We start from the raw sequence: 24209 nt of genomic DNA, 5'->3' as shown, positions 1-24209 counted from the left end.
TTTTAGAAAATTAGTGAAGGTTTAAAATTAGAAGTTATTTATTTCGTGTTAATATTTTAAATATTAACATAAAACGGTCGGAGTATTAAGTATATTTTAGCGGTACCCCTATATGTAAATAAAAGGATGTTTGTGATAATTTTTGTTTTATCTATCTATAATGAATGAAAGGGGGAAGTGCTCGTGAGTGTAGATTTTGATTTTATTATACGAATCGGTGTTGCTGGCTTGTTAGGAGCAATGATTGGTATTGAAAGAGAAATTCGATCGAAAGAAGCTGGATTAAAGACTCATTTCCTCGTAGCGGTAGGAAGTGCGTTAATAATGGTTGTTTCGAAATATGCCTTTTCAGATATTGTGTTTGAAGAGCATATGTCTCTAGACCCAAGTCGTATTGCAGCACAAGTCGTTAGTGGAGTTGGTTTTTTAGGTGCAGGCACAATTATTATTCAAAAGCAGGCGGTGAAAGGATTAACGACCGCGGCTGGTTTATGGGCTACTGCCGGCATAGGATTAGCAATTGGAGCGGGAATGTATGTAGTAGGTATTGGAGCGACGATTCTCGTTTTAATTGGTTTAGAAATTGTAAGTCGTATTTTTAAGGTGCAATTTTTATTTCCACAAAATATAACAGTGCAAATGTTTGTAAATAAACATGAAGCGGTACAACAAATATTAGAAACACTACAAGTGAAAGGCATCCCAATACTCTCATATGAGGTGGAAGCTTCACAGCAAAGTACAGAAACTGTTTATAAGGTAGGGATGCAACTGAAAAATATATCGTCAGAAGAAAAGAATGAGTTTATTCAGCACATGCAAACATTACCGGAAGTTACATTTATAAAGTTAAAATCATAGTGTTGAAAATGAGGATAGATGTAGCAGGAATTTTGCTATTATCTATCTTTTTTGATATAAAATGCACGGAAAGTCAAGCGTTAATTTTATATGGAATGGATACATGTGTGAACGTTACCTTATTTTTTCTCAATACAGGACAAAAAGTAAAAATAGTAAAATAATGGAGCGGGACACTAAAAATGTAAGGTAGGGGAGAGCATGAAAGGCTATTCAAAGAAAATGTTAGTAGGGGTAAGTTTTGCTAGTTTAATGTTAGGGAGTTTTCAAGGGGTAAGTTTGGCAGAAGATACTAAGGGAGAGCAAGTTTCTTATCGAAATGTGCTCAAAATGGAGCCAGTCGGTGTACAACTACCAGTACAAGAATTAGCTCATTCATCGAAAGTGCTCGAAAGCAAGTCTTTTGAGAAAAGGTTACAATTTGCCGATTTATCACAAAGACCACCTGAGGTGAAAAAAGAAAGTAAGCAATTAGCTGTAGCGAAAACTTATACAATTGCCGAATTAAATCAATTAAGCAATCAGCAGTTAGTAGATTTACTTGTAACAATTGATTGGGAGCAAATTACGGGGCTATTTCAGTTTAATACAGACAGTCTAGCATTCTATCAAAATGATAGTAGGATGCAGACGATTATTGATAAATTGAAGCAGCAAGGACAAGCCTATACGAAGGATGATTCAAAAGGGATTGAGACATTAGTAGAGGTATTACGTTCAGGATTTTATTTAGGATTTTATAATTCGGAACTTAGTAAATTAAATGAACGGAGTTATCATGATAAATGCTTACCTGCATTAAAAGCGATGGCTAACAATTCAAATTTTAAGCTGGGTACATTAGAGCAAAATAGAGTGGTATCATCATACGGAAAGTTAATAGGAAACGCTTCGAGCGATATGGAAACGATAACATCGGCTGCAAAGATTTTTAAACAATATAATGATAATTTTTCTACATTAGTAGATAATCTTTCAGCTGGAAATGCTATTTACGATATTATGCAAGGTGTTGATTACGACATTCAATCGTATTTGTACGATACGAGGAAAGCACCGAAAGATACAGTATGGTATCAGAAAATAGATAGTTATATTAATGAATTAAGTCGTTTTGCATTAATGGGAACGATTACAGCAAAAAACGGTTGGCTTATTAATAATGGCATTTATTATACAGGTAGACTCGGTATGTTCCATAGTACAGGAACGAAAGGGTTACAAGTTGTAACAGATGCGATGAAAATGTATCCGTATTTAGGGGAGCAATATTTCGTAGCTGCTGAGCAAATTGCAACGAATTATGGCGGAAAAGATGCAAATGGTAAAGTGGTGAATTTAGATCAAATAAGAGAAGATGGAAAGAAAAAATATTTGCCAAAAACGTATACGTTTGATGATGGGGCAATTGTTTTAAAAGCTGGAGATAAAGTGACAGAAGAAAAAGTAAAACGTTTATATTGGGCGGCAAAAGAAGTAAAGGCACAATTCCATCGTACGGTTGAAAGTGATCAACCTTTAGAAAAAGGAAATCCTGATGATGTATTAACGATGGTTATTTATAATAGCCCAGCAGAATATCAATTTAATCGTCAATTGTACGGTTATGAAACGAATAACGGTGGTCTTTATATAGAAGGAACAGGTACGTTCTTTACTTATGAGCGTACGCCAGAAGAAAGTATTTATAGTTTAGAAGAATTATTCAGACACGAGTTCACGCATTATTTACAAGGTAGATATGAAGTACCAGGGTTATGGGGACAAGGGAAAATATATGAAAATGAAAGATTATCTTGGTTTGAAGAAGGAAATGCTGAATTTTTTGCAGGGGCAACGAGAACGGATAATGTTGTACCGAGAAAGAGTATTATAGGAGGATTATCTTCAAATCCAGCAGAGCGTTATACGGCAGAGCGAACGTTAAATGCAAAGTATGGAACGTGGGATTTCTATAATTATTCCTTTGCTTTACAATCGTATATGTACAATAAGAGATATGATATGTTCGATAAAATACATGATCTTATTAGGAAAAATGATGTAACAGCATATGATGCATATCGCTCTACATTAAGTAAAGATGCGAATTTAAATAAAGAATATCAGGACTATATGCAAATGCTAGTTGATAATCGTGAGAAATATAATGTGCCATTAGTATCAGACGATTATTTAGCGAATCATGCATCGAAGCCAGTTTCAGATATTGCAGCAGAAATAACAGCGGAAGCAAAATTGAAAAATGTATCAGTGAAGAAAAATAAATCACAGTTCTTTAATACATTCACACTACAAGGAACATATACAGGAACTGCAGCAAAAGGAGAATATGAAGATTGGAAAACAATTACACAAAACGTTAATGATACGTTAAAACGTTTAAGTGCAAAGGAATGGACAGGCTATAAAACAGTAACAGCATACTTTGTAAATTATCGCGTGAATACATCAGGACAATTTGAATATGATGTTGTGTTCCACGGTATTAATACAGAAGAAGGTGCAGAGAATAAAGCACCAGTTGCAGTTATAAACGGTCCGTATAGCGGAAATGTAAATGAAGCAATTTCATTTACAAGCGACGGATCAAAAGATGAAGACGGGAAAATTACTTCGTATAAATGGGAGTTTGGTGATGGAGCAGTAAGTAATGAGCAAAATCCAACTCACGTATATACAAAAGAAGGAACGTATACGACGAAATTAACGGTAACAGACGATAAAGGAGCAACTAATACTGCTACAGCGACTGTAACTGTTCAAAAGAAAGAAGATAACAGTGTAGAAAAAGAACCGAATAACTCATTCCAAACAGCAAACAAATTGCAGTTAAATCAAGTTTTACGTGCTAGTTTAGGAAATGGCGATACAAGTGATTTCTTTGAAATTAATGTGGAGACTGCTAAAAACCTTCAAATTAACGTAACGAATGAAAATAATATTGGAATGAACTGGGTACTTTATTCTGAAGCAGATTTAAATAATTATGTTACGTATGCTCAGCAACAAGGGAATAAACTAGTAGGTAGTTACTATACGTATCCAGGGAAGTATTATTTACATGTGTATCAGTATGGCGGGGGGACAGGGAATTATACGGTGGAAGTGAAGTAGTAAAAGGGGAGTTATCTTGTTCAATGAATGGAAAAAGGTCTGTACTTTAATGAAAAAACAACTGCAGGCAATGTCTCTAATGATAATAACAAATTAAGTGTCGCGAGATGTTATATTTATATTAAACCAATCTAATCAGTAAATAAGATAAAATCGATGAACTAGTATTTCATCACGATGTAAGAAAAGTTATAAATATTAAGTGTTTTTAATTGAATTAAACTAAAGGATCAGAGTGTATCTGTAACAATAGATAGGCTCTGATCCTTATTATATTTAATTAACGCATATGAATTTAAGATAATTAATAAGTAAGCTAGCTAGCGGGATTCTTAAAATTCATTTATGTAATTAACTAAACAGAAAATTGTTATCACATTAGCAAGGGATACTAATAGAAAAGCGTGTCCCTTTACCTAATTCACTCTCTATTTCTATATCTCCGTTTAATTCTTTAATAATACTATAAGCAATCATAGTACCAAGCCCAGTTCCTTTTTCTGTTGTTGAATAGAATGGCAAAGCAATTCGTTTTATTTGTTGAGATGACATCCCAATTCCTGAATCAATAATATCAATCATGATATTTCCTTTTACTTTTTGTATATTTATTTGTAATAATCCACCATTTTTCATAGCCTCAATTCCGTTTTGGATGATGTTGTTTAGACAGAGTTTGAATTTTTCGGGGTCTCCATTTATATAAAAGGAATCTGTACTATTTTGTTTGATTTCAACTTTGTATGATAGAGCGAGTGGTGAAATAGTATCTTTCACCTGATTTAAAATGTGATTAATATCTATTTTTTCTTTTAGGGTATTCTGTGGTTTGGTTAAAGATAAATAGTTATTAATAGTAGATTGTATTTGTTGCATTTCAATTAACATGATTTCTAAGTATTGATCCTGAGATAGCTTAGAGGCATGTTTTTCATTTAATAATTGAGTGAATCCATGTACCGTGGTTAGTGGATTGTGGATTTCGTGTGCAATTGACGCTGCTAGTTCGCTAGCTATATAAAATTTTTCAGCCCGTTGCAGTTTTTCTTTCATTTTATATTTCTCAATCATTTCCTCTATAAAATAAACTGATAATAATACTGTGAAAATATTAATGACTATATAATTTAATAAAAATTCTATGAGAGTAGAGTCTATTTTACCTCCTGTATTTATTTGAGTTACAATACCGCAAATAGAAAGGGAAGCTGTACATACTAAAATAAGAAGTAAGCTTAATAATATCTTTTTTTCTTTAAAATACATAGGTAATAAGTAACGAAAGAGCATTGTTATAACAGAAATGATAGTAAAGATAATAAATGATGGAAGAACGCCATTTCCGCCTAAGTAAAACCGGTAAGAAAGATATAAAATTCCTATAAAAACAATGTTTTTTGTATTTCCATATAGAAAAACTAATATTATAGGAATAAAACGTAAATCATAAATAAATCCCACATGTAAATGAAAAGGAAAAGTCATACAAAAAATAATAGCAATGGAGGAAAGGATAGAAAATAACATATTATTACATGTTATTTTTTCTTTAAACTCTAGCCAAAATACGTGATAGCTAAGGATACAAATTATTATAATAAAGGTATTTAATAAAAGAGTAGAAATTCCCATAGTTTTGCATCTCCGATAGTTTGTAAGTAGAATTATGTATGAGTTGGACATAGATGTTTAGTATTAGTAGACTTTTTATCTAAAAAAGGAAGGGTACTTGAAAAGTGCTGTTATATTACTCGTATTAAAATTGATAAGGAAAATAGAAAAAAATAATAGATAAAAAATCTATTTAAATTTATGTACATATGAAATCATAAACTAACTTTTGTATAGGTGAAATTTGGATTGAGTTACTGATAAAATAAGTCTTTTTAAGTATGAATATTCTGTGAAAATGATATGCGTGGTGACTCCTGTTTTGTAGCCTTCGTTATATTAACATGGAATATATCAAATTACAAAGTGAAATTTTAGAAAAATTTTATTAGTACATTTTATCTGAAATAGAAATGCTATTTATTTGAGTATTTTGGTACTTACTCGTATAAAACTTTGTTAGAAAAAGACTTTAAAATTTACATGTTTTTTATGAAGTGTAATATTGTAGCTTTATCTATGGGGCTTTCTCAATAACTATTAAGGCGAAAAGTTAAAATATATAGGTTTATAGATATGAATTATTACATAAAAACGCACTTAAAAAAGGATGTATGATGGTAATAGAATACAAACATCAAGGGGGAACTTAAAATGAAGTTAAATAAACTAGTGCTTAGTTGTGGAGTAGTTTCAGCATTAACACTTGGTGTGTTAGGGAATAATACTTATGCTGAAGAAGTACACAAAACGAATGATCCAATTCATGTAGTTGAACATGTTTCTGCAGACTTATTATTAACCCAAACAATGAATTATAGTGGCGAGGCTGTAACTTCTTTCGTATATGATGGGAGTACTGACTTAAGCTTCTCTATGAAAAATAATGGTCAAAATACAATGGGATATAGTGTAAAAGGTCCAAATACAGAGCTAATTGTTGGTGGTTATATAAAACCTGGAGAACAACAAATTAATGTTACAAATGTACGGAATGCTTTATCTCCATTACCGAATGGAACATATAAAATTTACGTTTCAAATGATGATGGTTCTAAGGGGCAATTCCAAGTTTCAGTAAGATCTGTGAATTAAATTTAAAACGCTTTGTTTTTAAGTTAATTTAATCTTTGCTTATTGGAAAGAAGCTAAAATGAATTGAGAATTACCGATAAAAATGAAAACGAGCACCTTATCTAATTGTGAGAGGGTGTTCGTTTTTTGCTATTAAACAGAAAATAATTATAAATATATTTTGATATCCCCATTGCTAACATACTAGATTGTGTCAATGAGAGAATGTCTACTATAAAAGATATTTAAATAAAGATGATGTAACATTCCGCTAAATTATATGGGGAAATAGAAAAACCACCCTTATATGAGTGGTTTTTAGTAATTATTTTTAGGTTATACATTTAAAATTAGGCTAAGTTATAGAAATAATAAACATTTAATACGTTGTTATTATTTTGGTTCTGGATAATGATTGTAGTATGAGATTCTAATAAATTCTTGGTAGACATTTGTTAATTTGGCATCTCTAAGAGCATCGTTGAATTTTTGCATACGTACACTCCCTTGAGCGTAGCCTCCACCTGGAGTATAAGGGTTTCTAGCTTCAAAGTCATCCAAAAATACTTTTAATTTTTTATAGTCTTGAGATTGATAGAAAGCCACAGCCTCTTCAGGAGTGACATCAAAGTAAGAGGATGACGTTGAGTTATAAGAAGCTGCTTGAGCAGTAGGTGCCTCTAGCATAGTTGCAGCTCCACCGAACATAGTAAGCGCCATAGAAGATACAATAATTTTTTTAAACATAATAAAACCTCCATGTAGAATATTAGATTAATAGTAACCCTGTAATCATTATAGTTACAATGAAAATGATTATCAAATGCAATATTGCATAATATATCCCGTTATTTTTGGGCAGTAAGACTCCCGCACAAAAATTCAATGAAAGTAAAGAAGTTAGGTGGGAATCGGGCGGATTAAAGTTTCACTTTATTATTTGAACGAGAAGTCACCTTTATATTTAAATGAAGGAGTGTAATAGATTAAAAGAGGTGTATAAATTACTCAGGTTAACAAGAAAATGAAAAGGCTATTTTTAATAGGGGAAAGCTTAATAACTGGAGTAAAGGAATTGCTATTTATATATTTAACATACATATTTGTCTTTTAAATTGTAGGCGTGTTTTAGAATTTGTATATAGTAAATTCGTTAAAAAACTTGATAAATAATAAAATGTGTAAATTTTTTGACTATTTTATTAAAATTATTTAATATTTGTAATTTATTGTTTTATAATGATAATTGGGTCGATCGTGAATGTTTTAGATATTGCGATATATACTCGGATTAATTTATTTTAGGGAGGTTACAAAATTGGGTAAGAGAGTCATTATAAGAGTTTTTACATTATTATCAGTACTGGCATTATTCCTTAATGTATTTTTACCTAGGGCTAGTGCAGAGGTTATGACGCATGAGAAATATTCAATGGACTGGAGTTATAGTAATAGTCTAGGTAAGTACATTCGCACTGAAATGATTAAAAATTCAAGTGGTCAAATTGCTTATTGCTTAACCCTTGGATTAAAATCACCAAATGGTGAAGATCTTCCTGAAATGGGGAAAACAGATAATGTAGTATATAGAGTCTTATTAAATGGTTTCCCGCAAAAAAGTGCTGAACAGCTGGGAGTAGCTAATAAAAATGAAGCGCATTATGCAACGCAACTTGCGGTTTGGAATGCATTAGGTCAACTCGATGTAAATGAATTAAAACATGAGAATAAAAATGTTGAAAAAGCAGCTAAGGCTATTATTAGTAATGCTAACAATAGTGAAGAGACTCAAGATGTTTTTATGAATGTGATTCCTGCTGAAAAGCAAAAAGCAGAATTAAAGGGTGAATTCTTCGAAACAAATCTATATTCAGTACAAACAAATGCTAAGAGTGGTTCTTATAAGGTAGTAGCGAAAAACGCACCTAATGGAGTTAGAATTGTTAGTGAAAATGGAGAAGTGAAAGATCAGCTTTCAGTTGGAGAAAAATTTCGTATCCAAATTCCTAAGAATACAAAAACGGGTGAATTTAATTTAAGTGTTGCTGCTAATTTAACTAAAGTTCAAGCAATTGCTTATCGTGGTACGGATACTGTTCAGAATGCTACAGTACTATTAGAGAGAAATGAAGAAAAGCTTAGTAGTGATCTTGCAGTAAATTGGGAAGCAGCTGGTTCTTTAAAAATTAAAAAGGTTGGAGAAAATGGAGAAGTTTTAGCTGGTGCAGTATTTGAGGTCTTTAATGCAAATAATGAATCAGTCGGAAAAATCATGACTGGTGCTGATGGTATGGCAGAATTAAACAACTTACCAATTGGTACTTACACATTAAAAGAAATTAAAGCACCAACAGGCTATGTTTCAGATGATAAACCACAAACTATTGAAGTTAAGACAGGGGAAACAGGAGCTGTCCAAATAGTAAATAACAAAGTAAAAGGTAACATCGAAATTAAAAAGCTTAGTGATACAGGAAAGATTTTACCAAATGTTGAATTCACAGTCTTCACTGAAGATGGAAAAGAAGTGAAAAAAGTAGTAACAAAAGAAAATGGAATTGCAAACGTTGAAGATCTTACGTATGGTAAATATTATTTCTTAGAGACAAAAACACCTAATGGATATATTGGAAATAAAACAAAGTATCCTTTTGAAATTAAAGAGCACAATAAAACACTTACTTTTACAGTGGAAAATACCGAAGTGAAAGGTAGTGTAAAATTACTAAAAGTAGATAATGAGGATATTAGTAAAAAATTAGAAGGTGCAGCATTCGAGCTAAAAGATGCAAGTGGAAAAGTAGTTGGGGAATATAAGACAGATAAAAATGGTGAGATTAACGTCAAAGATTTAGCGTATGGTAAATATTCATTTGTAGAAAAGGCTTCTCCAAATGGTTACGTTCTTGTTAAAGAACCGATTACGTTCGAAATAAAGGAACATGGAAAGATTATTGAGTTATTGGCAGTTAATCATCTTATCAAAGGTGATCTAGAAATTACAAAGGTAGATGTAGCTGATGGAAATAACAAGCTTCCAAATGCAGAATTTACAATTTATAACGAAGCAGGAAAAGAAGTAGTAAAAGGTAAAACAGATGATAAAGGTATCGCTAAATTTGAAAAGCTACCATTTGGAAAATACACATATAAAGAAACTGTTGCACCAAACGGTTATATCTTAAATGAAGAGACGTTTTCTTTTGAAATTAAAGAGAATGGTCAAATCATTAAACACATTGTCAAGGATGAAAAGATTCCTTCAATAAAAACAACAGCTACTGATAAAACAGATGGTACAAAAGAAATGCACACGTCTAAGTCTGTAACAATCCAAGATAAAGTGGAATACAAAGACCTACAAGTAGGTAAAGAGTACACTTTAAAAGGTAAATTAATGAATAAAGAGACTAATAAACCATTCGTTGTAAATGGTAAAGAAGTAACTGTTGAAACGAAGCTTACACCAAAAGAAGCAAATGGTTCTATTACACTAGATTTCACTTTTGATGCAACTGGTTTAGAAGAAAAAGAAGTAGTAGTATTCGAAGAGTTACTGAAAGACGGAAAAGTTGTTACGACACATGCTGATATCAATGATAAAGGTCAAACAGTTAAGTTCGTTAAGCCATCAGTAAAAACGACAGCAACAAACAAAGCTGATGGTGGAAAAGAGATTCATTCAAAGGATTCTATCACAATCCAGGATAAAGTGGAGTACACTAACTTAGTTGTTGGTAAAGAGTACACTGTAAAAGGAAAATTAATGAACAAAGCTATTAACAAACCATTACTAATTGATGGTAAAGAAGTAACAGCTGAGACTAAATTTACTGCAAAAGAAAAGAACGGTTTTGTAACATTAGACTTTACTTTTGTTGGTGCTGAACAGCAAGGAAGAGAAGTAGTTGTGTTCGAAGACTTATTACATGAAGGGCAAGTAATTGCAACTCACGCTGATATTAACGATGTAGGTCAAACAGTTCGATTTGTAGAGCCTTCTATTAAAACGACAGCTACAAATAAAGCTGATGGTTCTAAAGAGTTAGACGCTTCTAAAACTGTAACAATCCAAGATAAAGTGGAATACAAAGACTTAATCGTGGGTAAAGAGTACGTAGTAAAAGGTAAACTAGTGGATAAAGCAACAAACAAGCCATTATTAGTTGATGGTAAAGAAGTAACAGTAGAATCTAAGTTTACTGCTAAAGAGAAAAATGGTTCTATCACACTAGATTTCACATTTAATGCTTCTGTATTACAAGGTAAAGAAGTAGTAGTATTTGAAGAACTGTATCAAGATAATATATTAGTAGCTATTCACGCTGAAATTGAAGATAAGGGACAAACAGTGAAATTTAAAGAGGGAAAATCGGAACAACCAAAACCAGAACAGCCAAATTCAGGTAAAAATACGCCAACACCAGAGCAACCTAACGAGCAAGTAAAAGAACAACCACAACTTAAGAAAGAAATTCAATCTAAAATTGGATGGTTACCGCAAACAGGTACTAATCTTACAAGTTGGATCTCTATGGCTGCAGGAGCATTACTGTTAATTGTTGGTGGAGTGATTTTCTTAAAACGTAAAAATGCATAGAAATTAAAAAATAAGCACATCTGTTTTTATAACAAGATGTGCTTATTTTTATCATTTTAGCCAAGAAGACTCCTATATTTAAGCGTGAATGGCATTTAAAATAGCAACCATATTTTATAGGTAATTTTGAACAGTTAAAAGAAATATTACAGGAGGGTGAAAAGCAAGGAGTTTTTCATTTCTTCTCCATAAATCATACAATACATTGGATCACTTCTATTGTTTTATTTCCAAAGTTTAAAAAGTTTATTGATTTTTTAGGACCAAATGAAACGAATGATACAAATCATGAATGGATGCCAGAAAACTTAGTGGACAGGATTGTTACTGCATTAACAGATAAACCTAATGTGTAAATTATTCAGTGTTTATGAATTCTATTATTACTATTTAAAGCCTAATTTCTCAATGTATTGTAGAGAAATTAGGCTTTTTTTATCAATTCATTAAATTTTTTATAATTCAAGGACTCAAGTTAATGATTATATTTTCAAGTATTCGTTTTGAGCTACATAGATATAGTTTTCGTTGCAACTGTTTGTTGAAATATTTTATCATGCTCAACAATAACCATTGTGGGATTAAATTGTTGAATAAGTTCTTCAATCTGCATGCGGGAATAGATATCTATAAAATTTAGTGGTTCATCCCATATATATATATGAGCTTTTTCACATAAACTTTTAGCGATAAGCAGTTTTTTCTTTTGTCCACCAGAATAATGAGATATATCTTTTTCAAATTGAATTCGGTCAAAGTCCATCTTACTTAGGATGGACTTAAATAAGGTTTCATCAATCTTGTGCTCTTCAATAAAGCCTGATAGCGATCCCTTCAAATGAGAAGTATCTTGTTGGACATAGGAAATGATGAGTCCTGTACCTAAAGTAACTAAGCCTGTATGCTGTATCGGATGTCCTAGAATTAGTTTTAGGATACTACTTTTTCCGCTCCCATTCGTTCCATCAAGTACAATTCGGTCACCTTGTTCAACTATGAAGCTAATCGGCTCATTCACAATTTGATCATTGTACTTAACGGACACGTCAACTAAAGTAACCAATTCATTTGATTTAAATTGCAATTGTTCCAATTTTAATGACTCAGTTTTTTCCACATTTTTTAGTAATTTTGATTTTTCCTCAATAGCTTTTTGTTGCCTTGATTCAAGGTTTTTTGCTCTTTTCATCATCTTGGCTGCTTTATGTCCTACAAACCCCTTATCCAACTTAGAGCCTGAATTCCTCGTTCCATTTTTTGAAGCTTCCACGTCATTAGACCAACTTGCTGAACGTTTGGAAGACTGTTTTAATCGCCCTATGTCTTTTTGTAGACGCTCATTTGTAGCCTTCTCGTGTTCTTGCTGTCTATCAAAATTTAACTTCCAAGAAGAATAGTTACCACTTTGAACTTCAATATTTGCTCTATTAATAGATAGGATATGGTCAACGCACCCATCTAAAAAGATTCTGTCATGTGAAATTAAAATAAATCCTTTTTTCTTCCTTAGATAATCGGAGACTATCTTTCGTGCATCTGTATCTAAGTGATTTGTTGGTTCATCAATTAATAGAAATTGACCCGCATTTAAAAACAGTGCAGCAAGCAACACTTTTGTTTGTTCCCCATTTGATAATGTTTTAAATGGTCTGTACATGACCTCAGCATCAACATTTAAATAGGATATCTCACGTAGAAGTTCCCAATCTGCGGCTTGGGGACAAATTTCTTCAAGGATTTCATGAGTGAATTTGTTCTTATCTGAAACAGAGTAGGGGAAGTAATTGAATTCTACTGAAGCAAGGATTTTCCCGCTATACTCATAATTCCCTAACAATAAATTAAAGAATGTCGTTTTACCTCGTCCGTTTCTACCAATAAATCCTAGCTTCCAATCCGTATCTATTTGGAAGTTTACACTTTCAAAAATATTATCAAAGCTACCTGGGTATGAAAAAGTTAAGTCTTGGACCTTTATCATTGACATAATAATTCCTCCTTTATATATCGAAACGTTTCATATAAAGTCGGAACATCCATCCATTTTTTAATTCCTCTATATAAGTTTGATGGATATTAACGACTTATATAGAGCATTACATGTGTAACAATAGTATCTGAAGTACTCATTTTTCTCGCTCCTTTATTTGTGAAGTACATTTAACAATTAGTAAGTTTCAACTAAGACAAACGGGAATAAAAAAATCCCCCAATTTGTAATCGGAAGGATTAGTCTTTCGTCTATACTTAATAAGTACTTATTAATCATTTGAATCATGACAAATAAAGTATGAACTGAATTTTAAAAATGGATAGACTAACCCTATATTTTGTAGTTTGAAGTTATAAAATTCAACTTAAAATATAAATTAGTTAATCATTATTCATCCATCATTCCTTTCATAATTCTATTTTTAGAGTAACATTCTTTTTAGGGAGATGCAATATTAGCTTCAATTTCATCTAATTCTAAATCATTTATAATTCTTTGAGTAAGGAGATAAAACTTTACCGCCCTTTTTATAAACATCACATTTTTGTTCAATAGGTCATGTCTTTTGTCCGTTAAAAAGGGAGGATATGAAATTGACATCAACTTTTTGTGTAACTATAATAGTTACAGTTGGTTTCGTAAACTAATTTGAATTTCTATTTTAATGATAGTATATGTTCATTCCTTTTTAAGTGTGACAGATAGCAACTATAATCCAATAGAGGAGTAGATTCTATCTCATATGTAAAGAGTAGATAAGTTGTACCCGCCAAATTTACGATGCTCAAATACTTAAAAAATTACATTTTTCAGCTTATCCTTTTTAGAATCCTCAGTATTGATAATTGTAAACATCTACAAAAAGTTAATAAGATTGTTGTGTGTAGAAAGAAATCTTTTAAAAAGGTCATAATATGGATAATAGGTAGCACACATTTTAATTAGTAGGACTTGTGCCACCATCAAGCCATTTTTTAATAAAAGTATAGAAAAATCAAGAAGGTGAATCCATTGCGTAAACATGTATATGTGCAATTTTATGTATTGATATTGGCTTTAATAACTTATATAAGCTTTTGCTTTATATTTTTATTTGTTTTTCCGAATCATTATTTCGTATCAGATTTTAATATCCGACTATCATCTTTAGTCGTTGAAACTACTGTATTTATCTCATTACTGTATTCTATATTATCCCAAAAAATTAAGTTAGGAGTATTCTGGGTTTGCATTACTATTGCAATAGGGTGTTTTTTGATAGGAAATTTCATATCCGCTTTTCAAGTACTTAATGTAGAATTACCAATACAAAATTTTAATATTTCTGATGTATTTCTACTGTTTTTCTTATTCTTCTTTCTTTTTGCGTTCTTTTATAAAATTATGATGGAATGTAACAAATGGGAGAAAGCGTATTTACTTTGTGATTTATGCATTGTTGTTACTGCTATTTTTACATTAGAGTGGTACCTATTTAATAAACCATCTGCAAATATTTTATTCTTATCAATTGGAGATGTTTTTCTCTCATTTATTTTTCCGATTATAGATTTATTGCTTCTATTACTTGGAGTTACACTGATCTTTCGACCTGCTATTTTCAATGCAAAAAGTAAATTGTTTATTTTTATCCTAGTATTAACTGGATTGGCTATTACGGACTATTTGTATTTTTACTTACAAGGTGATTTGTCAGAGCGTTCAGTTATATTTTTAAGGTGTTTGTATAGAGTTTTCCTATTATTTATCGCTATTGCTGCTACAATCCCAAAGAATACTTCTTCTAAAAGAAATTATTTTATTATTAATCCGACATTTGGAGAGAAACTTCTTGGTATATTCCCTTATCTTGCAGTTGCAGTCTTAATTGGCTTTACTTTGAAAGAGCAAACTTCTTCAGCTACATTAATTACGGGAAATTGTATTGCTTTTGTATTTGTACTGATTCGTCATACAATCGTACGAATGCAAAACAAAGAGTTAACTAAAACATTAAAAGTGTTTAATAATCAATTAGAACAAACAGTATCTCAAAGAACAAGGGATTTAATAAATAAATCTAATGATTTAGTAAAAAATCAAGAGAGATTTAAGTCATTATATGAGTATCATCCGGATCCTATTTTAACGATTGATTCAAACGGTATCGTATTAAATATAAACCAGGCTGGAAGTATGTTATTAGGAAAAGAAAGTGCTGCATTGATAGGGAAAGAGTGCTTCTCTATTTTTTTAGATGAAGATAAATCTGAATTGGAAGCAGCTATAAAGAAAGGGAAACGATGTAGTTCATCTTCACTACAGTTACGTGTGAAAAATAACAATGAGAAAGATATACTCTTTTGGTATGTCACTATAGTTCCTATTATGATAGAAAGACAAACCTTTGGGAGCTATGTAATGGTAAAAGACATAACAAGGATGAAACAACAACAGGAAGAGATAAATTACCTTGCATTCCATGATACGGTGACGGAGATTGGAAATCGTATATTCTTCCAACAAGAATTAGATAGATCTATTAAGCGTGCACAAAAAACACAGGATAAGTTTGGGCTCCTGTATATTGATTTAAATCGCTTTAAGACTATTAATGATACATTGGGTCATTCGATTGGTGACAAGGTTTTAAAAGAAGTTGCCAAACGTTTTAGGACATGTCTGTCACCGACTATTCCTCTAGCAAGAATAGGTGGTGATGAGTTTGCGATCATTGTCCATAACCAAACAGAGCAACAGCTATTGGATTTGTGTAAAACTCTATTTCGTATAACTGAAGAACCATTTGTAGTAAATCAGCATAGTTTTTACTTATCTCTTAGTATAGGAATAGCAGTGTATCCATTTGGAGGAATAAATACTACTACACTTTTACAACACGCTGATATCGCTATGTATAGCGCAAAGGAAAAAGGTAACAATGCTGTTTGTATGTATGACGAGACATTATCTCAAAAAGTAACTCGTCGATTACGATTAGAACAGGATTTACCAAATGCAATTGAAAATAATGAGTTGTTTTTATTGTATCAACCACAAATTGATAGTAAGGCAGGTAAGGTTATTGGTGCAGAGGCTTTAATACGTTGGCAACATCCAGAGCTTGGACTGATTTCTCCTTTTGAGTTTATACCTATCGCAGAAGAAACGGCGCAGATTATTTCAATTGGGAAGTGGACGTTACAGAAAGCGTGTCAACAACTGAAAGAATGGCATTCTGCGGGCTTTTCAAATCTAAAGATGGGGATAAATTTATCAGCTATAGAGTTTGAACAGAAAGATTTTGTTCAAACCATTATATCTACCATAGAAGAGATAGGAGTACCTGCTAATTCGATTGATTTGGAATTAACAGAGCGAATAGCAATGGTAGATGAAAAGGAAACCTTATCGAAGTTAAAAGCATTAAAATCATATGGTGTACATTTATCAATTGACGATTTTGGTACAGGTTATTCTTCATTAGCGTATCTGCCTCTTTATCCAATTGATACTTTGAAAATTCCAAGAGAATTTGTTAATAGGATTGGAACTTCTACTGATGGAGATGAAATTATACAAACCATTATTTCACTTGCTCATACTTTAAACATGAAAGTGATAGCAGAAGGGGTAGAAACGAAGGAACAATTAACAGTGTTACAACGTAATGCATGTTATCTAATTCAGGGCTATTACTACAGTAAACCTGTAAATGAAGATGAATTTATTGGTTTTTTAAGTACAATACAAAATGAATAAGTGAAAAATCAGTATATGTATGAAATAAAGTGAAAAGACGATCTATCCATATGGATTTGAACGTCTTTTCACTTTATTTTCAGTAGTTATGCAGCAAGGTTTCAGCCTTTGAAAGTAAAATAAGTATCTATATTCCTTGTATTTAGGGCTAATGGGATATGAGGTGAAAGTTGCTTCTTGTGAAACCGCATTAGGGACAGCTCGTATATTCTTAAAGCAATTTGAAAAAGCGGAAGAACATTTCAATCGTTCCATTGACCTTTTGCAAAAACATAATGAAGAAAAATTGATTTTAATAGTAAGGCATAATCTAGGACTATTATATGCAACTCAAAATTTATCTAAATTAGCAATTCGTCATTTATCAGAAGTCACGGAGAAGAATATTGCCCATTTTAAAGCAGTGTTCTTACAAGCGCGTGAACACTATAAGCTAAGAAAAACAAATATTGTAAAAGAACTTATTGAAAAAGGATTAGCAGTTTGTATGGAATTAGGAAATGAAGAGTATGTATATCATTTCAATATTTTACGTTCTCTTAATGAAGATGAAGCAATTAAACTCTTAGAAGAAGTGAAAAAAGTATTTCTTACTTCGAAAAGCAAGGTTTATGGGATTTCGTAGAAGAATATGCAGATCTAAAAAAGGAAGAAATTATACAATAATCACATGCTATCATTTTTAATAGCTAATTAACAAAAGGACTCCAATTATGGAGTCCCTTTGTTAATGGGATAATGCTTTAGTTTATCTAATTATAACAATATTTGTAAAAAATGTAAAGGGGTCCTAGTTTGGAGGGGGAATTATTTAATCTTTTTTATTTAATAAAGGGATGATATTTAGTTATCTGCGCTTCTTAATTATGTTTTTTATCACAATTTGAAGTAAATTTCAGTTAATCTTATTTATTTTATGGGAATTATAAGTTATACTAAAAGTAGGTGCAAAATGTACCATTTGAAAAAGAGTGCATTGCAAAAAGGAATCCGTAAAGGATTCCTTTTTTGTTTCTTTTAAAATGAAGCAACGTTCTAATTATCTCTTTCTTTTTTTATGAATGAACTACCAATGTATAAATTTAAAAGGTATTTTTGGAAAATTGCCATATTCCTGTAACAAAACAAAGGTATGTTATGTGTGTTAAATATAAAGAGAAAGAAGGAAAAGTTGTGAAAAAAGTTTTGCCAATTGTTGCGTTATTAGGCATGATGAGTTTTGGAGTACAGGAAATGAATGTAAGAGCTGATACATACCACAAGGGCGATTCAAAAATTAGTTTTTGGGATTCGAAAAGAAAGGGTACTAATTTCATGAATAGTACGTCATTACCTGAAAACTATAAAAGTGCAAAAGAAGCTAATATTGAATATGTACGTTTAGCACCTGATAAATGGGCAAAAGATAAAGATTTTCTATTTGAGGATAAACCAGATACTTCTGGAAAGGATTTTCTGATAGGTAATGCAGATAACTATCGGGGATTAGTAAAGGAAGATCTAGAAAAATTAAAGGCGGATTTAGATGCCGCACAATCACAAGGAATGAAAGTCGTTCTTACAATGTTATCCTTACCTGGTGATCGATGGCGCCAATTTAATAATAATAAGAATGACGACAGAATATGGGAAGAAGAGAAGTATCAAGAACAAGCAAGTCAATTTTGGAAGGACCTCGCTCTGGAACTAAAAGATCACCCCGCGGTGGTTGGTTATAATATTATAAATGAACCACATCCAGAAACAGCTAAAAATAATAGATATAATGATTTTTGGACGGAAGATTACGAGAAATGGTATGCAAAAGTAAAAGGAACAACAGCTGATTTAAACAGATTTTATGAAAAGGTGATTAACTCCATTCGTGAAGTGGACAAAGAAACACCGATTATTTTAGATTCAGGTTTATATGCTACTCCATGGGCCTTTAAATATTTAAAACCAGTAGAGGATAAAAAAACACTATACGCATTTCATATGTATGAACCATATGAATTAACGAGCCAAGGTGAAAAACAAAACAAGGAATATCAATATCCAGGATTAGTAAAAGTAGGGGATTTAGAGAAACCTGTAATGTGGAATAGACAGGGATTAGAGAAGTTTTTGAAGCCAATTCAACAATGGTCTAAGAAAAATCATGTACCATCTAATCGAATTATTGCAGAGGAGTTTGGAATTAACCGTACTGTTCCAGGTGCTACCCAATACATGCAAGATCTTATTTCTATCTTTAACCAAAAAGGATGGCATAAATCATTCTATGCATTCCGTGAAGACACATGGACAGGGATGAATTATGAATTGGGAACAGAAAAAATAAAATGGGATGAAGAGGGTAAACCGATGCGTCAAGATAATTCACTCTGGGATGTAATAAAAAAAGATTTACAAACGCGTAAATAGTTTAGAATATTAGGTTTAAGGACTAAATATAAGCATCTAATTCAAATAGAATTAGATGCTTTTTATTTCGAAAAAAGGTGGAGTTGAATTAAAGGTTCCATCTTTTCTTTTGCATAAAGGGTACCAATCAGGTTTATTTACAACGAAAAATAAGATTTTTAGAGAATAGCTTAGAAAAAATTGTGGAGGTTTAAACAAATGTGGTCACAATTGTTTAAACCTTTAAAGTAAAATGGAAGTTGGACAGTTGCTATACAGGCAGCAAATTTACAATATGTTTCGGCTGAGCCTTCGGGAAATATAATAGCAAATCGTAATGCAGTTAATGAATGGGAGAAATTCGAATTAATTCCGACTGGGGAATTATATACGTACGCTTTAAAAACTAAAAGTAATGGGAAGTATGTTTTGTTTGAGCCAAATGGTAGAGTAGTAGCAGATCGTACATCAATTGGTGCATGGGAAAAGTTTATCTTATATAATGGTGGAGACAATAGGATATATGTATTACAAGCACTAAGTAATGGTAGATATATATCAGCAAATGGTGGTAGAGAATTAACAGCTACTAGTTATGTAGCTGGAAGCTGGGAAAGATTTGTTATTGTATACTTCTAAACTTTGAAGTGTTATATATCTAAATGATAATGGCATGTTTAGTTGGTATAAATACCTAATACAATAAAGTTTTAAGCATGTAATACAAGTGTATATTAACGTGTAAAAGGGCTGCAAATAATTAGCAGTCCTTTTTGCATGAACTTACTGAGGTTATAATGAGAAGAAAAAGAACCCTATAGGGTTCTTTTTCAAGGCATATTAACAGTAAGGAGAATCATGAAATGCTACTTCAAATCTTTATTAGGGGAAAGATTTTGAAAAAGCTTAACATGTATTTATTTTTACATAAATGTAAGATGTAGTAAATTGATAATGTTTATACTTACTATTACTAATATTCAATTAAGATAGTTAATACTATTTATATAGTGTTAACTGGTGTATAGTACAGTATAAATTTAGAAATTTAATATTAGATTACATTTGTTAAAAAAGTTAATAGATATATTTTTTCAAATTCTAACTAACATTTAAACGGTTTTAATTGAAATTGGTTGTGTATTAACCTTTATAAGCCAATAAAAGTAAATAAAATAAACAAAGACCCTGTAATAAATACAGGGCCGGATACAGGGTTAAGGGAACGCATAGTTTCTTAATATCATAGTAGCATATATTCTTTGTATAGCTACATGAGGATTTTGACAGAATTAAGAACAAGACAGAAAATCTGTAGGAAAGCAAATATAGTGCTGGAAATGTGATTTTAAATTAAGCTATAGGTATATTGAAATGGATGAAAACTCTTGAGTACCATGATTAAATTGCCTTTAATTATGAGGCTTAGGTTAGAGGGCTAATTGGATCTTACTAAATAGGAGAAATGTTTTTTAGATTAAAAGAAGAAAAGACACCTTTTGGGTGTCTTTTCTTTAGATAAACAGTTCACATATTGCTGAATTAGATACGAAACCATAATTCGACTAAGAAGTAAATCTTAACATAATCTGAATTGAAAAAATATGTAATTTTTGTTAAATAAAAAACATGCACAAAAATTGTGCATGTTTAATAAAAAGCTATGTCTTGTCTATGTAAATATATGTTTGGTTTATACAAACTGTGAGTATTTTTAAGTAAATTATTTGTTTATAAACAAATATAAAGAGCGTCCTGGAAGACGCTCTTCCACCCAAACTTACAATGAAAAAGAATACGTGACATTGTATGCGTTTTTTGTTCTTGGTGTAGTTTTTCAACAAAAAAGAGCGCTTTTAAAGGCGCCCAATGAACAAGATTTATATAAAAAAGGTGCACAAGATATGGTATGTATGCTTCTTAATCTTTGTGCAGATTTAATACAAAATCCTTATTTGAAAACAAGAAGCCTTAGAGTTAGGGCTCTAGGGCTTCTTGTTTTGGTATTCCCACATGGTTTTTCAAAAAGAATAGAACATATTGAAGATAACATGTGAATGTTTCATAAATGTATCAAAAAAGTGAACAAAATTGCTATTGCAGAAGAAGCAGAAATGAAATTTCTAATACGTAAGTACGTGAAAAGTATTATTTCCAGTGGATAAAATGCGCATGGGACACCTAATCATTATTTTATCGGGGGAAAAGAATATGTTATGAACTCGGTGGAATGAAAAAATGAAAATTTTACTTTTAGAGTGAAACTAAACAAAAAAGCTATTTTGTAGAGTTTTAATTCCATGAGAAAAGAGCACTTCATAAAAGTGCTCTTTTGACCAAAATCCATTTTGTAAAAGAGAGGAATACGTAATATCATATGAATTTATTTTTAAATGTGTTTAAAATCGTATAAAAACTTCTTTTTGCACAACAAAGCAGTCAGCTTAATTAGCTAACTGCTTGTTGTACAAAAGAAAATTAGGCCCTACAAGTAAATGATATGTAACTTTAAGTTACAACTATATTATAAGCAGAATTAAACATGTTATGCGGTAGTAAAAATAAGCTTAATCAAACTTTCATTTTGTATTAAGTTGAAATATAAAAAGAGCACTTAGTAAAGTGCTCTCGTGACGAGTCTCATTTTATAACGACTATTTCATAAAGAAAGGAACTCAGGATATTATATGTGCGCTAGTCAATTGAGTACCTTGTACAAATAAAGAGCAGCTAACAAAAGTTAACTGCTCAAGTTGTATTATGAGTAGTATTGTTAGAATATCGAATTTTATCCGTTTAATAAAAAAAGCAGAACTGCTCGGTTCATGGAATGTGTACGTTTATATAGGCAGTTTGGAATGATGCGTGAAGAAATGAAAGTCACTCCTTCTTATGGAATTAGATATCACGGACCTACAAATGATGTAGGAAAGCCATTAGAAGATGTTGCAATGGCTAATATACAACAAAGCAAACGAGAAGCGTGGATTAAGCAAACATCATTTCGTATTGACCAGTTTCTTAGTTGTTTGGGTAATGGGCGTGCAGGAAAGAATCAAAGAAACATCATCATTAAGCGTTACTTAGAAGATGAAGATATATGTAATTATATGGTATACAACGAAATTGGCATGAGCGAGCGTACTTATCGACGTGTTAAGGCTAGAGTATTTTATAAACTTGCTTTTGCTCTTAGATTAGAAGTTTATGAGACTGAAGAAACTGGAGGTAATGAATAATGAATTTTGTTCAGCTAATACGTGATTCAGAGCAAATACATTTACTGTAAGTGTGTATGTCATTTTTTAATTCTTAAAAAGTACAAAATAATAAAAACAAAGCATTCTATGTAACTTAAAATGAGACCTATGTATATGTAAAATGATTTTTTACAAAAGAATAGTTTGATTAACAAAAGTAAGAGCCGTCCTGTTGGGCGGCCTTTTTTTAGTTCTATGTAATTAAAATTTACTTTTAGATAATGCCTTTAGTATTGGATTAACAATCCTACTGATTAAGCGAAATCCTCTAAATATCGACTGGAAAAACTTCATCGCATCATCTCTCTTGGATTAGGTAAATAATAATAATTTTAGAGTGTAATCGTAAGATTGTTTTTCTAATTGAATCTAAAAGAGTGGATTGTTTATTATACAACAATTCATTAAATTTAAATTCTGTATTTAATCCAAAGGTATCTGTATTGTACAAAGTTTATATGATGTGGGACTGGGATTCAAAATCAATGCAATAGTAAATGTCAATGGTGCGACACATTCTAAAGGCTAAATGTTTTATATCATAGCAAATTCAAAGTTAATTGCTGTGTAGTAAAGAGAAATTCACTTTTATAAGGAGGAATATTCTTGTTTGCTATTCTAATTTATCTGACTTAATAAATAGAAAATTATCGTAATTTTTGGTAAGGAATTTATCAAGATTTTTCATAGAAAATTCCTCTAAAACTATTATCTGAATTTTCAGAATAAATAGTGAGGACGTTTGTTTTTATATCAATAGTGATCAAGTCTAAGCAAATTGTAATCAAAAACATAGTCTATCTTATAAAGCAGTGAGGCAGTTCTAAAATAAGATGAGATTTACTTTACTAGTTTTCATTTCATATAGTAAGTAGGTTTGATTCAAAAAGACTTCTTCACTACTTTATAAATTTCAAAGGAAAGGTTGATGAAAATGGCAGAACATCATGAAGATGAAATCCGTACTTTGTTACGCGCATTTCAATTAGTAGGAGCAAGAGTTGTATTATTTTTACCTTCATTCCACGTAGAAGGTCTTATTACTCGAATCGGAGAAACTTTTGTTACGCTTCGTCGTGGTAATGGAGAAGGCGTAGAAGTAGAAAGTAATAATGCTGGAAATACACTTGAAAATCCTAACCAAATTAGTGTGAAAATTAGTGATATTTTATCAGTTAGTGATGATCAAGGAGCGTAATTAGCAAGCTTAAAAATGCACTAGGTATTTGTAATCCTAGTGCATTTTTTTAATATTATATAAAATTAAAATAAACGATTTATCAAATGAGGAATTAAAATTTAATTACATACAAGCTTAGTGATAGTGCAATTACCTAAAATATAAGTAATATCAATATTTTAGGTAATTGTACTATCACTTTTATACAAGTCATGTTTACAATATAATACAAACTTTTATAGGAGGGGATTATATGTGTAAGTTCTGTTCAAATCAAAAAAATACTAAATTTAAATTATTTGATATAAAACCTATCCCGTTTTTTATTCCACCAAAAACTTTTGCATATTCATCGGAGCTGCAGGAATCACCCGATACTTCAACAAA

12 protein-coding genes and 3 pseudogenes are annotated in these 24209 nt (G+C 31.3%); 12 read left to right on the top strand and 3 right to left on the bottom strand.

Annotated features, from left to right (window positions below):
• Positions 1 to 183 precede the first annotated feature (183 nt).
• Together AB6801_RS15585 and colA are read left to right on the top strand one after the other, a co-directional pair.
• A complete protein-coding gene (locus AB6801_RS15585; protein ID WP_000109721.1) occupies positions 184 to 861 on the top strand; it encodes an MgtC/SapB family protein in 678 nt (225 codons plus the stop codon).
• A 201-nt stretch (positions 862 to 1062) separates the two neighbouring features.
• On the top strand, positions 1063 to 3978 hold the full coding sequence (colA, locus tag AB6801_RS15580; RefSeq protein ID WP_097999282.1) for a collagenase ColA: 2916 nt from the start codon (positions 1063 to 1065) through the stop codon (positions 3976 to 3978).
• A 378-nt stretch (positions 3979 to 4356) separates the two neighbouring features.
• Here colA and AB6801_RS15575 read toward each other — a convergent pair whose 3' ends face one another.
• Positions 4357 to 5610 carry a sensor histidine kinase gene (locus AB6801_RS15575; RefSeq protein WP_000513018.1) on the bottom strand — a complete coding sequence of 418 codons (1254 nt, stop codon included), beginning with the start codon at positions 5608 to 5610 and terminating at the stop codon, positions 4357 to 4359.
• Positions 5611 to 6243: 633 nt separating this feature from the next.
• Here AB6801_RS15575 and AB6801_RS15570 point away from each other — a divergent pair.
• The gene (locus AB6801_RS15570) at positions 6244 to 6684 is read left to right on the top strand and encodes a hypothetical protein (RefSeq protein WP_000773526.1); all 441 of its coding nucleotides are present in this window, start codon (positions 6244 to 6246) and stop codon (positions 6682 to 6684) included.
• Between the two features lie 372 nt (positions 6685 to 7056).
• On the opposite strand, the gene AB6801_RS15565 is transcribed toward AB6801_RS15570, so the two are convergent.
• A complete protein-coding gene (locus AB6801_RS15565) occupies positions 7057 to 7410 on the bottom strand; it encodes a hypothetical protein (protein ID WP_000473483.1) in 354 nt (117 codons plus the stop codon).
• A gap of 571 nt (positions 7411 to 7981) precedes the next feature.
• Between AB6801_RS15565 and AB6801_RS15560 the strand changes: the two genes are divergently transcribed.
• Positions 7982 to 11263: a VaFE repeat-containing surface-anchored protein gene (locus AB6801_RS15560; RefSeq protein ID WP_097999283.1), complete on the top strand. Its 3282-nt coding sequence runs from the start codon at positions 7982 to 7984 to the stop codon at positions 11261 to 11263.
• Between the two features lie 104 nt (positions 11264 to 11367).
• Positions 11368 to 11619 (top strand): annotated as a pseudogene (locus tag AB6801_RS15555) (TetR/AcrR family transcriptional regulator); the annotation flags it as partial.
• Between the two features lie 152 nt (positions 11620 to 11771).
• Here the strand turns inward: AB6801_RS15555 and AB6801_RS15550 are convergent.
• Positions 11772 to 13250 carry an Lsa family ABC-F type ribosomal protection protein gene (locus AB6801_RS15550; RefSeq protein ID WP_000061799.1) on the bottom strand — a complete coding sequence of 493 codons (1479 nt, stop codon included), beginning with the start codon at positions 13248 to 13250 and terminating at the stop codon, positions 11772 to 11774.
• A 1017-nt stretch (positions 13251 to 14267) separates the two neighbouring features.
• Between AB6801_RS15550 and AB6801_RS15545 the strand changes: the two genes are divergently transcribed.
• From AB6801_RS15545 to AB6801_RS15515, 7 genes and pseudogenes are all read left to right on the top strand, one after another.
• Positions 14268 to 16997: a sensor domain-containing protein gene (locus AB6801_RS15545; protein ID WP_002103434.1), complete on the top strand. Its 2730-nt coding sequence runs from the start codon at positions 14268 to 14270 to the stop codon at positions 16995 to 16997.
• 151 nt (positions 16998 to 17148) lie between these two features.
• Entirely contained in the window at positions 17149 to 17622 is a 474-nt protein-coding gene (locus AB6801_RS15540) for a tetratricopeptide repeat protein (protein WP_002026151.1), read from the top strand.
• A 512-nt stretch (positions 17623 to 18134) separates the two neighbouring features.
• On the top strand, positions 18135 to 19403 hold the full coding sequence (locus AB6801_RS15535) for a glycoside hydrolase family 5 protein (RefSeq protein ID WP_002026152.1): 1269 nt from the start codon (positions 18135 to 18137) through the stop codon (positions 19401 to 19403).
• A gap of 231 nt (positions 19404 to 19634) precedes the next feature.
• Positions 19635 to 20021: pseudogene (locus AB6801_RS15530) on the top strand (fascin domain-containing protein); the annotation flags it as partial.
• Between the two features lie 1088 nt (positions 20022 to 21109).
• Complete coding sequence (locus tag AB6801_RS15525) at positions 21110 to 21439, top strand: hypothetical protein (RefSeq protein ID WP_240514374.1); 330 nt, start codon at positions 21110 to 21112, stop codon at positions 21437 to 21439.
• Between the two features lie 768 nt (positions 21440 to 22207).
• A pseudogene (locus tag AB6801_RS15520) lies at positions 22208 to 22621 on the top strand (ArpU family phage packaging/lysis transcriptional regulator); the annotation flags it as partial.
• A gap of 949 nt (positions 22622 to 23570) precedes the next feature.
• Complete coding sequence (locus AB6801_RS15515) at positions 23571 to 23840, top strand: hypothetical protein (RefSeq protein ID WP_000781353.1); 270 nt, start codon at positions 23571 to 23573, stop codon at positions 23838 to 23840.
• The last annotated feature ends 369 nt before the right edge of the window (positions 23841 to 24209 follow it).

Source organism: Bacillus sp. RCC_6_1, from assembly GCF_041360755.1.
GTDB lineage: Bacteria > Bacillota > Bacilli > Bacillales > Bacillaceae_G > Bacillus_A > Bacillus_A cereus.
This window is presented reverse-complemented; position numbering and strand designations above follow the sequence as displayed.

What these genes read in the sequence shown, in the direction of transcription:
- colA (WP_097999282.1), top strand. Translation starts at nt 1,063, where the DNA reads ATGAAAGGCTATTCAAAGAAAATGTTAGTAGGGGTAAGTTTTGCTAGT.
- AB6801_RS15575 (WP_000513018.1), bottom strand. Translation starts at nt 5,610, where the DNA reads ATGGGAATTTCTACTCTTTTATTAAATACCTTTATTATAATAATTTGT.
- AB6801_RS15570 (WP_000773526.1), top strand. Translation starts at nt 6,244, where the DNA reads ATGAAGTTAAATAAACTAGTGCTTAGTTGTGGAGTAGTTTCAGCATTA.
- AB6801_RS15565 (WP_000473483.1), bottom strand. Translation starts at nt 7,410, where the DNA reads ATGTTTAAAAAAATTATTGTATCTTCTATGGCGCTTACTATGTTCGGT.
- AB6801_RS15550 (WP_000061799.1), bottom strand. Translation starts at nt 13,250, where the DNA reads ATGTCAATGATAAAGGTCCAAGACTTAACTTTTTCATACCCAGGTAGC.
- AB6801_RS15540 (WP_002026151.1), top strand. Translation starts at nt 17,149, where the DNA reads ATGGGATATGAGGTGAAAGTTGCTTCTTGTGAAACCGCATTAGGGACA.
- AB6801_RS15535 (WP_002026152.1), top strand. Translation starts at nt 18,135, where the DNA reads ATGTGTGTTAAATATAAAGAGAAAGAAGGAAAAGTTGTGAAAAAAGTT.
- AB6801_RS15515 (WP_000781353.1), top strand. Translation starts at nt 23,571, where the DNA reads ATGAAAATGGCAGAACATCATGAAGATGAAATCCGTACTTTGTTACGC.